10 protein-coding genes are annotated in these 11,303 nt (G+C 70.1%); 3 read left to right on the top strand and 7 right to left on the bottom strand.

Features of this window, described 5'->3' with window-relative positions:
* Window positions 1–121 precede the first annotated feature (121 nt).
* From AB0F61_RS14840 to AB0F61_RS14815, 6 genes are all read right to left on the bottom strand, one after another.
* Entirely contained in the window at window positions 122–961 is an 840-nt protein-coding gene (locus AB0F61_RS14840; protein WP_357808965.1) for an amino acid ABC transporter ATP-binding protein, read from the bottom strand.
* A 5-nt stretch (window positions 962–966) separates the two neighbouring features.
* Window positions 967–1,761: an amino acid ABC transporter permease gene (locus AB0F61_RS14835; protein ID WP_355031342.1), complete on the bottom strand. Its 795-nt coding sequence runs from the start codon at window positions 1,759–1,761 to the stop codon at window positions 967–969.
* A gap of 76 nt (window positions 1,762–1,837) precedes the next feature.
* Entirely contained in the window at window positions 1,838–2,656 is an 819-nt protein-coding gene (locus AB0F61_RS14830) for a basic amino acid ABC transporter substrate-binding protein (RefSeq protein WP_357808962.1), read from the bottom strand.
* Between the two features lie 174 nt (window positions 2,657–2,830).
* Window positions 2,831–3,508 carry a hypothetical protein gene (locus tag AB0F61_RS14825; RefSeq protein ID WP_357808959.1) on the bottom strand — a complete coding sequence of 226 codons (678 nt, stop codon included), beginning with the start codon at window positions 3,506–3,508 and terminating at the stop codon, window positions 2,831–2,833.
* A 202-nt stretch (window positions 3,509–3,710) separates the two neighbouring features.
* Window positions 3,711–5,987, bottom strand: a complete 2,277-nt coding sequence (gene katG / locus AB0F61_RS14820) for a catalase/peroxidase HPI (protein WP_357808956.1) — start codon at window positions 5,985–5,987, stop codon at window positions 3,711–3,713.
* Window positions 5,984–6,439 carry a Fur family transcriptional regulator gene (locus tag AB0F61_RS14815; RefSeq protein ID WP_357808953.1) on the bottom strand — a complete coding sequence of 152 codons (456 nt, stop codon included), beginning with the start codon at window positions 6,437–6,439 and terminating at the stop codon, window positions 5,984–5,986. The genes katG and AB0F61_RS14815 overlap by 4 nt, the downstream gene beginning before the upstream one ends.
* A 196-nt stretch (window positions 6,440–6,635) precedes the next feature.
* Here AB0F61_RS14815 and AB0F61_RS14810 point away from each other — a divergent pair, with 196 nt between their 5' ends.
* From AB0F61_RS14810 to AB0F61_RS14800, 3 genes are all read left to right on the top strand, one after another.
* Window positions 6,636–7,043: a YciI family protein gene (locus AB0F61_RS14810; RefSeq protein WP_357809003.1), complete on the top strand. Its 408-nt coding sequence runs from the start codon at window positions 6,636–6,638 to the stop codon at window positions 7,041–7,043.
* Window positions 7,040–8,182, top strand: a complete 1,143-nt coding sequence (locus AB0F61_RS14805) for a sigma-70 family RNA polymerase sigma factor (protein ID WP_357808951.1) — start codon at window positions 7,040–7,042, stop codon at window positions 8,180–8,182. The genes AB0F61_RS14810 and AB0F61_RS14805 overlap by 4 nt, the downstream gene beginning before the upstream one ends.
* A 432-nt stretch (window positions 8,183–8,614) precedes the next feature.
* Window positions 8,615–9,652, top strand: a complete 1,038-nt coding sequence (locus AB0F61_RS14800; protein ID WP_357808948.1) for a glycoside hydrolase family 11 protein — start codon at window positions 8,615–8,617, stop codon at window positions 9,650–9,652.
* Window positions 9,653–9,796: 144 nt separating this feature from the next.
* Here the strand turns inward: AB0F61_RS14800 and AB0F61_RS14795 are convergent, their stop codons facing one another.
* Window positions 9,797–11,263 (bottom strand): protein kinase, encoded by a 1,467-nt coding sequence (locus AB0F61_RS14795; protein WP_357808946.1) that lies wholly within the window; start codon window positions 11,261–11,263, stop codon window positions 9,797–9,799.
* Window positions 11,264–11,303: the final 40 nt, after the last annotated feature.

Genomic DNA, 11,303 nt, shown 5'->3' with positions numbered 1-11,303 from the left:
AGTCGGCGATCCGGCCGCCCAGCAGCAGCAGCCCGCCGAAGGCCAGCGTGTAGGCGGTGATCACCCACTGTCGGTACTCAGCGCTGAGGCAGCCCGGCGGGCAGACGTACGGGAGGGATCGTCAGAGCTGGTGGCGGTCGTCGGCCGGCAGGCCCGGCGCCTGCGGCGGCTCCGGCGACTGGTCGGGCTGACCGAGCTGCGCGACACGGGTCGGGTCGAGGACCCGGGAGAGGAACGCGCGGGTCCGTTCGTGCTTCGGGTTGCCGAGCACCTCCTGCGGCGGCCCCTGCTCGACCACCACGCCCCCGTCCATGAACACCACCCGGTCGGCGACGTCGCGGGCGAACGCCATCTCGTGCGTGACCACCATCATCGTCATGCCGTCCTCGGCCAGCTTGCGCATGACGGTGAGCACGTCGCCGACCAACTCCGGGTCGAGCGCGGAGGTCGGCTCGTCGAAGAGCATCAGCTTCGGCTCCATCGACAGCGACCGGGCGATCGCCGCCCGCTGCTGCTGCCCGCCGGAGAGCTGCGCCGGGAACGCGTCCGCCTTGTCGGTCAGCCCGACGCGGTCGAGGTTGGCCCGAGCGATGCGCTCGGCCTCCGCCCGGCCGCGCCGCAGCACCCGGCGCTGCGCGATGGTGAGGTTGTTCAGCACGGTCAGGTGCGGGAAGAGGTTGAACGCCTGGAAGACCATGCCGATGCCGCGGCGCACCGCGTCGATCTCGACGTCCGGGTCGGTCATCTCGACCCCGTTGACCCAGATCCTGCCGGCCGTCGGCTCCTCCAGCAGGTCGACGCAGCGCAGCAGCGTCGACTTACCGGAACCGGACGGCCCGATCACGCAGACCACCTCGCCCTGGCCGACCTCGAAGTCGATGCCCTTGAGCACCTCGAGCGACCCGAAGGACTTGTGCAGGTCGCGGATCTCGACGGCCGCTTGGGGTGCAGTGCTCGTCATGCGGGTCACCGGGCCTTGGCGTAGCGGAGTTCGAGGCGGCGTACCACCTGGGACAGGGGCAGGGTGATGATCAGGTAGGCCAGACCGGCCACCAGCAGCGGCGTGGCGTTCACCCGGTCGTTCAGCATGTCCCGACCGAACTTGGTGACCTCGATGGTCTGCGCCGTCACACCCAGCACGTACGCCAGCGACGAGTCCTTGGTGAGGAGGATGAGTTCGTTCGTCAGCGGCGGGATCACGATCCGGAACGCCTGCGGAATGACGATCGTGCGCATGGCGGTGAAGTGCGACATGCCGAGGGTGCGGGCCGCCTCCATCTGCCCCTTCGGCACGGCCTGGATGCCGGCCCGGATGGTCTCCGCCATGTACGCGGCGGCGGTCAGGCCGAGACCGATCGCGATCGAGCCGAACACCCCGCCCGGAATCTCCCGCTCCGGAAAGGCGATCGGGATTCCGTACCCGACGAGGAAGAGCACAAGCAGCGCGGGCAACCCCCGGAACAGCTCGATGTACGCCGTCGCCAGCCAGCGGTACGGAGCCACCCGGGACAGCCGCATCAGCGCGAGGATGGTGCCGAACACGAGGCCGAAGGCGAACGCGCCAAGCGTGTAGAGGATGGTGTTGCGCAGCGCGACGGTGATGATCGTCGGGAACATCGACTTGATGATGTCGACGCGGAAGAACGCGTCGGCCAACCTGTCCCAGTCCGCGGCGAAGAGCACCGCGGCGATGATGGCGATGAAGACCAGGTACTGGAGCCCGAGGGACAGCCGCTCCCGCTGGCGACGTCGCAGCTTCACGTTCGCTCGTTGCCTTCCCGGAGGTTACCGACGCGCAGGGCGCGCGAGACGCGCGCCCTGCTGCTGGGAGCTTCGATCACGCGCTCGGCCGCTTGCCGATCCACTTCTCGTAGATCGTGTCGTAGGTGCCGTCCTGCTTGGCCTTGGCCAGCGCCTCGTTGATCTTCTTGAGCAGTTCCGGGTTGCCGTCCTTCTTCACCGAGAAGCCGTACTGCTCGCCGGTGTCGAACTCGGCGGCCACCTGGAAACCGCCCGGGTTCTTCTTGAGGTACTCGCTCCAGACCGGCAGGTCGTTGATGGCGGCCTCGACCTGGCCGTTGGCGACGGCCTGCTGCTGGGCGGCGAGGTCCTCGAACTCGACGAGCTTGAGGCCCTTCTCCGCCTCGAACCTCTTGGCGTAGTCCCGGCCGGTGGTGGCTGCCTGGACGCCGAGCTTCTTGCCCCGGAGGTCGTCGAGCGTCTTGTACGGCTTGCCGGTCTTCACCAGCATCGCCTGGGTGGCGTCGAAGTACGGGTCGGAGAAGTTCATCACCTTCTGCCGCTCCGCGGTGATCGTCATGCCGGCGGCTGCCGCGTCGCACTTGCCGGTGTTCAGGTCCTGACCGGACTTGATCCCCTCGAACGGGGTGTCGATGATCGTCTGCTGGACGCCCAGGTCCTTGGCCACCAGGTCCATGATCTCGACGTCGAAGCCGGTCACCGTGCCACTGGCGTCCTTGGACTGGAACGGCGGGTACGGCAGGTGGGTGCAGACGGTCAACTTGCCCGCCTCGACCAGCTTGACCCCGCTCGCCTGGACCTCACTGTCGTCCTTCTTGGCGCAACCCGCGGTCACGGCGAGGGCGGCGACCGCCACGACGAGTCCGGCCTGCCGAACAGCGCTTTGGAACCTCACGGCTGTGTCCCTCCGGTTCGGCTCACCGGTCACCGGAAGCCAGGTTGGTGCTGAGACTTGAGACAGGCGACGGTACCTGATTCAGCGCGCCGGTCCCAGATCGCGCCGGATCGCTCGACCGGTGTACCACGCACCAGCCGTTGGAGAATCCGACAGTCGAGCAGCAACAGGGCATCAACCGCCGGTGCCCTCGGCCGCCCCGTCCGGGGTGAAGGCCGCGCCTTCGGGGTCTGTGGTGAGGAACACGTGTTGATGGCCGTGGCCGGCGTCGACGCTCACCTGGTCAAGCTGGGTCGCGGCGACCGACCAGCTCGTCACGGCCTCGGCCGCCTGCCGCGCGGTGATGTCCAACAGGGCCGCACGTTGCGCCGCCGGCACGCTGGCCGCCAGCGCGTAGGAGTCGACGGCCAGGCCGGCCTGCTGGATCGCTCCGCGCAGCCCGCCTCGCGCCACGTTCGTGGCGGTGGTCCCGGAGGGCGGGTCAGCGAAGGGTTTGGCGGCTTCCCGCATGCTCTCCTGCCATCGCTTGGCCTGCTCCGGATCCGGCGCGCGGCCGGCCGACGCATCAGCCTTGAGGGCGGTCAGGATGGGAGCGATCTGGCCGCTGACCCGGCGGGCAGTCTCGGTCAGCTCGACGATCTGCTGAGCGTCCCGCTTCGCCTCGGCCTCTTTGATGGACGCGATGGACGCCTCGGTGGCGTCCGGTCGACCCACCTGGTAGCCGATCAGCCCGCCCACCAGGGCGGTGACCAGTGCGATCGCCCCGGCGACCGCCACGACGCGCGCGGTGCGGCGACGACCCACATCGGCGGAGTCGGACAGGTAGGAAGGCCGGCCGGTGCGACGCGCCATCGCATCTCCTCACATCGATGGGTCCGGGGGCAAAGGGTAACTGTCCGGTCGGACGCCCGTCGAGTGCCGAGCCATCGCCTCCACGACGGCACTCCCACGCGGTGATTCTCGGTCCCGCGAACCCGGCCGGGTAGGTGGCGGCACGCCGACGAGCCCCGGCCGATCCACTAGCGATCGACCGGGGCTCGTCGGTGTCTGACTGTCAGGCGATGTCGAACCGGTCCAGCTCCATGACCTTCGTCCAGGCGGTCACGAAGTCGGCCACGAACTTGTCGCGGGCGTCCTGGCTGGCGTAGACCTCCGCGAGGGCGCGGAGCTGCGAGTTGGACCCGAAGATGAGGTCGACCGCGGTGGCGGTCCACTTCACCTCGTCGGTGGCCAGGTCGCGGATCTCGTACACGTGCTCGTCGGACTTCGACACGCTCCACCGGGTGCCCGGGGAGAGCAGGTTGGCGAAGAAGTCGTTGGTGAGCACGCCCGGCCGGTCGGTGAGGACACCGTGCTGGCTGCCACCGGTGTTCGCGCCGAGCGACCGCAGACCGCCGACGAGGACGGTCATCTCCGGCGCGGTCAGGTTGAGCATGTAGGCGCGGTCGACGAGCAGCACCTCCGGCTGGGTCTTCTCACCCGGACGCAGGTAGTTGCGGAAACCGTCGGCCCGCGGCTCCAGCACCCGGAACGACTCGGTGTCGGTCTGCTCCTGGGTGGCGTCGGTGCGGCCCGGCCGGAACGGCACGGTCACCTCGACGCCGGCGTCACGCGCCGCCTTCTCGACGGCGGCCGACCCGGCCAGCACGATCAGGTCGGCGAGCGAGATCTTCGCGCCGCCGGCCTCGTTGAACTCCCGCTGGATGCCCTCCAGTGCGGTCAGGACGGTCGCCAACTGCTCGGGCTGGTTGACCTCCCAGTTGCGCTGCGGCTCCAGCCGGATCCGCGCCCCGTTGGCACCGCCACGCTTGTCGGTGTGGCGGAAGCTCGCGGCGGACGCCCAGGCGGTGGAGACCAACTGGGCGGTCGTGAGACCAGACTGGAGGACCTTGTCCTTGAGGGCGGCGATGTCGGCGTCACCCACCAGCTCGTGGTCCACGGCCGGCACCGGGTCCTGCCACAACTGCGGCTCGGCCACCCACGGCCCGAGGAAACGCTCGATCGGGCCCATGTCGCGGTGCAGCAGCTTGTACCACGCCTTGGCGAAGGCCAACGCGAACTCGTCGGGGTTCTCCAGGAAACGGCGGGAGATCTTCTCGTACGCCGGGTCGACGCGCAGCGACAGGTCGGTCGTGAGCATCGTCGGCTTGTACTTCTTCGCCGGGTCGAAGGGGTCCGGGATGATCGCCTCGGCGTCCTTGGCGACCCACTGCTTCGCACCACCCGGGCTGGTGGTCAGCTCCCACTCGTAGCCGAACAGGATCTCGAAGAAGCGGTTGCTCCACTGCGTCGGCACGTCGGTCCACGTCACCTCGAGACCGCTGGTGATCGTGTCGGCGCCCTTGCCGCTGCCGTGGGTGCTCAGCCAACCCAGGCCCTGGGCCTCGATCGGGGCACCCTCGGGCTCCGGGCCCACGTGGTTGTCGGCGACGGCGGCACCGTGGGTCTTGCCGAAGGTGTGACCACCGGCGATGAGAGCGACGGTCTCCTCGTCGTTCATCGCCATCCGGCCGAAGGTCTCGCGGATGAAGTGCGCCGCCGCGGCCGGGTCCGCGTTGCCGCGCGGGCCCTCCGGGTTGACGTAGATGAGACCCATCTCGGTCGACCCGACGTCGGGCGTCATCTCCTTCTCGGAGGCGTAGCGCTCATCGCCGAGCCAGGTGTCCTCCGGACCCCAGAAGATCTCCTCGGGCTCCCAGACGTCCTCGCGACCGAAGCCGAAGCCGAAGGTCTTGAAGCCCATCGACTCCAGGGCCACGTTGCCGGCGAGCACGAGCAGGTCGGCCCAGGAGATCTGCTGACCGTACTTCTGCTTGACCGGCCACAGCAGCCGCCGGGCCTTGTCCAGGTTGGCGTTGTCCGGCCAGCTGTTGAGCGGCGCGAAACGCTGACCACCATCGCCGGCCCCACCGCGACCGTCCTGGATGCGGTACGTGCCGGCGGCGTGCCAGCTCATCCGGATCATCAGGCCGCCGTAGTGGCCGAAGTCGGCCGGCCACCACTCCTGCGAGGTGGTGAGCACCTCGACGATGTCCCGCTTGAGGGCCTCGACGTCGAGCTTGGCGAACTCCTTGGCGTAGCTGAAGTTCTCCCCCAACGGGTTGCCCTTGGACGAGTGGGCGTGCAGCACCGAGAGATCGAGCTGGTTGGGCCACCAGTCCCGGTTGGTACGCGGACGACCGCCGGTCTTCGGGGTCGGCGAGTCGATCGCCGGGTTCTCGCTCTCGCTGCCGTGCGCGGTCACCGAGTCGTGCGCGACCGGGCAACCGGCGGCTGCCTTCTGGTCCACGCCCTGCGCGCTGGTGGGGCCGTTGTCCTGGGTGTCGCTCATGTGCTTCCTTCCGAGCTTGCGGATCTCTGGGGCGTGCGTTCGGTCGCGCAGTCGGGACAGATGCCCCAGTAGACGACCTCCGCCTCATCGATCACGAAGCCGTGATCGACAGAGGCGGTGAGACAGGGGGCGTGGCCGACGGCGCACTCGACGTCGGCGATCGCGCCGCAGGAGCGGCACACGACATGGTGGTGGTTGTCCGCGACCCGGGACTCGTAGCGGGCGGTCGCGCCAGCCGGCTGGATACGCCGCACCAGACCAGCGTCGGTGAGCACACGCAGCACGTCGTACACCGCTTGGTGGGAAACCGTGGGATGATCCGCCCGGACCAGCGCGATCACCGCGTCGGTGCCGACGTGCGGATGGTCGCGCAACGCCGCGAGCACCGCCAGTCGGGGCCGGGTCACGCGCAGCGAGGCGGCCCGCAGTTGCGCCTCGAAGTCGGACATCACCCGGCGAACACTAGCTCACTATTCTGGAACCAATCAAGTTTCGGCCGGTTTCCAGGCCGTCGTGTCGACCGGTTTCACCCGCGCTGCGCAGCGAGAGTAAAAATAATCCGGGCGGCCATGTCGAGAACCGGCGACCGGCTCCGTCCCCGGGGTGAACGTGGCCACGAACGGCCGCACCCGCACCGAGGAGAACACCATGGCGAAGTACCTGCTGCTCAAGCACTACCGCGGTGGCCCGACCGCGGTCAACGACGTACCCATGGACCAGTGGACGCCGGAGGAGATCTCGGCGCACGTGGCGTACATGAGAGATTTCGCGGCACGGCTCGAGCAGACCGGTGAGTTCGTCGACGGCCAGGCCCTCGCCCCCGACGGCGCCTGGGTCCGCTACGACGGCGAGGGTCGCCCGCCGGTCACCGACGGCCCGTTCGCCGAGACCAAGGACCTCATCGCCGGCTGGATGACGATCGACGTCGACAGCTACGAACGCGCCGTCGAGCTGGCCGGGGAGCTGTCCGCCGCCCCCGGCAAGGACGGCAGGCCGATCCACGAGTGGCTCGAGCTGCGCCCGTTCCTGACCGAGCCGCCCACCATCACCGAGTGAACGAGGCACTGATCCGGAGCCTCACGCCGAGCGTGCTCGGCGTCCTCGTCCGCCGCGGAGCCGACTTCGCGGCGGCCGAGGACGCCGTACAGGACGCACTGGTCGAGGCGGTCCGCGTCTGGTCGGCCGACCCGCCACGGGACCCGAAGGGCTGGCTGGTCGCCGTGGCCTGGCGCCGGTTCCTCGACGCGACCCGGGCGGACGCGGCCCGCCGCCGACGGGAGGACCTCGTCGACGAGGAACCCCCGCCCGGCCCCGCCCCGGCGGTGGACGACACGCTCCAGCTCTACTTCCTGTGCGCCCACCCGTCGCTGACGCCGTCGTCGGCGGTCGCGCTCACGCTGCGCGCCATCGGCGGGCTGACCACCCGCCAGATCGCCCAGGCCTACCTGGTCCCGGAGGCGACCATGGCGCAGCGCATCAGCCGGGCCAAGCGCACCGTCTCCGGAGTCCGGTTCGACCAACCCGGTGACGTCGCCACCGTGCTGCGTGTCCTCTACCTGGTCTTCAACGAGGGCTACTCCGGCGACGTCGACCTCGCCGCCGAGGCCATCCGGCTCACCCGGCAGCTCGCGGCCGCCATCGACCACCCCGAGGTGGCGGGGTTACTCGCCCTCATGCTGCTGCACCACGCCCGGCGCGCCGCCCGCAAGGGGCCCGACGGCAACCTGGTGCCGCTGGCCGAGCAGGACCGCGGCCGATGGCACACCGCGTCGATCGCCGAGGGCGTCGAGATCCTCCAGGCGGCCCTCGCCCGGGACCGACTTGGCGAGTTCCAGGCCCAGGCCGCCATCGCGGCCCTGCACGCCGACGCGCCCACCGCCGAGGAGACCGACTGGGTGCAGATCGTGGAGTGGTACGACGAACTCGCGCGGCTGACCGACAGCCCGATCGTCCGGCTCAATCGCGCGGTGGCCGTCGGCGAGGCCGACGGTCCGCGCGCCGGTCTCGCGGCGCTCGCGGCGCTTGACGACGCACTGCCCCGCTTCACGGCGGTCGCGGCGTACCTGCACGAGCGCGACGGCAGTGTGGCGACGGCCGCCCGGCTGTACGCCGAGGCGGCCCGGAAGGCGTCCAACCTGGCCGAGCGCGACCACCTGACCCGCCAGGCCTCGCGGCTCAACGGCCTCCGGCGCTGACCGGGCAACCGGCCGGCACGCGTCCTCCGTCCGTCGGGGGAAGCGGTCCGGAAAGTCTCCGGAAGTTTCCGGACGCAGACTTCTGGCCGCCTCGTCGAGCATCCCGATTCCCTCACCTGCGCCACGACTTCTGATCGACTACTGACCTGGCGAGACATCGCCCTGCGGCAGATCGTCGGCCACCGCGAGATTGCGGCCATGTTTCCGAAAATTGTTGACAAGTCGACGACCGGGTTAATACGGTCGCCATCGACGGGGCTCAATCGCCGTCAGCACCAGTCACCGCGACCCACTCCTCCGGTCGTCGCGCAGGACGACCGGCCCACCACCACCGCGCGGCACGACGCCGTGGCCGTTACCCGACCACCGGCAGCCTGCCGAGGCGTACCGCGCCGCTGGCCCCCGCCAGCCGTCACCAGGAGGCACAGTTACATGACCGACACCAGCCACACCAAGCCGAGAAGGCGTGGCCGCATGCGGCTGCTCCTCGGCGCCGCATGCGCCACCGTCCTGGCCGTCGCCGGCACGATGACGGCCACCAACGCGTACGCCGAGGCCGACCGGACGCTCACCTCGAGCCTCACCGGCACGCACAACGGCTACTACTTCTCCTTCTGGAAGGACGGCGGCAACGCCAGCATGACGCTGCGCGCCGACGGCCGCTACTCCAGCAGTTGGGACAGGAGCACCAACAACTGGGTCGGCGGCAAGGGCTGGGCCACCGGCTCGCGACGGACGGTCAGCTACTCGGCCAACTACAACCCGGGCAACAACAACACCTACCTCGCCCTCTACGGATGGACGCGCAACCCGCTCATCGAGTACTACGTGGTGGAGAACTTCGGCAGCTACAACCCGAGCAGCGGCGCCCAGCGGATGGGCACTGTCACCACCGACGGCGGCACCTACGACATCCTCCGCAGCCAGCGGGTCAACGCCCCGTCGATCGACGGCAACCAGACGTTCTACCAGTACTGGAGCGTCCGCCAGCAGAAGCGTTCGAGTGGCACCATCACCACCGCCAACCACTTCGACGCCTGGGCCCGCGCCGGCCTGAACCTCGGCACCAACCACAGCTACCAGATCATGGCCACCGAGGGCTACCAGAGCAGCGGCAGCTCCGACGTCACCGTCCGGGAAGGTAGTGGCGGCAACCCGACCTCCGGGCCCACCACCGGCAACCCTGGTACCGGCAATCCGGGGACCGGTAGCTGCAACGCGACGCTCTCCGCCGGTCAGCAGTGGGGTGACCGGTTCAACCTGAACGTCGCGGTCAGCGGTACCAACAACTGGGTCGTCAGCCTCGGCCTGGGCGGCGGTCAGAGCATCCAGAACAGCTGGAACGCCTCGGTCAGCGGCACCAGCGGCACCGTCACCGCGACACCGAACGGCAACGGCAACAACTTCGGGATAACGGTCATGGCCAACGGCAACTGGAACTGGCCGACGGTCACCTGCCGTACCAGTTGAGGCCGGTCGACGTCTGACGGCCCGGTCGACGTCTGACGGCACCGCACTGGCGTGGCGGCTCCGGCCGCCACGCCAGTGCGCGTCCGCGTACCGCTTGGCCGTCGACAAGGACGCATCGGCCATCCTGTTCGTGGCCGCCGCCTGTCAGCCCTGCGGCACCGTGGTCTCGCCGGCTGCCGACTCCCCCGCCCTCGGTCCCTCGGTCGGGCTCCCCGCCGCGTCCCCGGGCGGGTCCGCCGCTGGCCCCTGCGTCGACTCCTCCGCCGGTCCGCCCGTCGACTCCTCCGTCGGTGCCGCAGTCGTGTCGCCCGTCGGGTCTGCCGTCGGTTCCGCATCGGCGCTCTCCGAGGCAGCGGGCGCGGAGGTGGCGGGCCCGCTGTCGTCAGACGGCGCGGACTGGCCCGCCGGCCCCTCGCCCGCGGGACGGGAGGCCGTCGGGGTCGGGGATCCGGACGCGCGAACCGGCACGCCCCCGGAGCCGCGCGTGGCCGGTTGGCCGCCGCCACCACCGGGGCCGTGGTCCCCCGGTGGCGGCGCCACCGACGGCGACACGGCGGGAGGCGTCGAGGGTCGCCCGGTCGGGCCGGACCTCATGCCTGTGGGATCGGCGAGCACCAGTACGGCAGCCCCCGCGGCCAACGTTCCGAGCAGCACCGCGAGCCCTCGATGCCCCGCACCGGCCGTCCGGCTCGGCGCGGCACCGACACCTGGCCGCCGCCCGGCCGGGTGCTCCGCACCCGCCTCGATCGCCGGCAGCCCGACGGTCCGGACGAGCTGGTCGGACCCGCCGGCGAGGGTCTGCGCCGCGGCGGCCAGGGCCGCCGCCGTCGGGAATCGGCGGGAGGGCTGCTTGTCCATCGCGGTGGCGACCAACCGCCGTACCTCCGCCGGAATGCCGTCGGGCAGCGGCGCGGGTTCCTCTTCGAGGTGCCGCAGCGCCACCGCGACGGCGTTCTCGCCCTGGTGTGGGGGCCGACCGGCGAGGCAGTGGTAGGCGACCGCGCCCAGCGCGTAGATGTCGATCGCCGGTGTCGTCTCGTTCTTCGAGACCTGCTCCGGCGCCATGTACAGGGCCGTGCCGACGACCTGGTTCGTTCCGGTCAGGCTCGCCGCTTCCTGGGTCACCGCAACCCCGAAATCGACGAGTACGACGTGCCCGTCCGGCTCGATGATCAGATTGTTGGGCTTGACGTCGCGATGGACGACGCCGGCGTCGTGGGCGGCCTGCAGGGCACGGGCGGTCTGCGCGACGATCGACATCGTCTCGGCCACGTCCAGCGGGCCGACCTCGGCGATCCGCTCCGACAGGGGTTGCCCCTGCACGCACTCCATCACGATGTAGGCGAGCACCGGCTCTCCGGACCGGGACACCTCACCGTAGTCGTAGACCTGGGCGATTCCGGGGTGACGCAGGGCCGCCATCGCGCGCGCCTCGCGGCGGAACCGCTCGCCGAAGCCGGCGTCACTCACCAGCCGAGCCTGCAGCATCTTGACCGCCACACAGCGGTCCAGGGTTTCGTCGACAGCCCGCCAGACGTCCCCCATGCCGCCGCTGGCGATGCTCTCGACCAGGCGGTAACGGTCCCCGACAAGTTGCCCCATACTCGTCATGAGACCTCCGGTACCCCGGATTCGTTGATCCCAAGCACCC

The organism is Micromonospora sp. NPDC023888 (genome assembly GCF_040639415.1).
GTDB lineage: Bacteria > Actinomycetota > Actinomycetes > Mycobacteriales > Micromonosporaceae > Micromonospora.
This window is presented reverse-complemented; position numbering and strand designations above follow the sequence as displayed.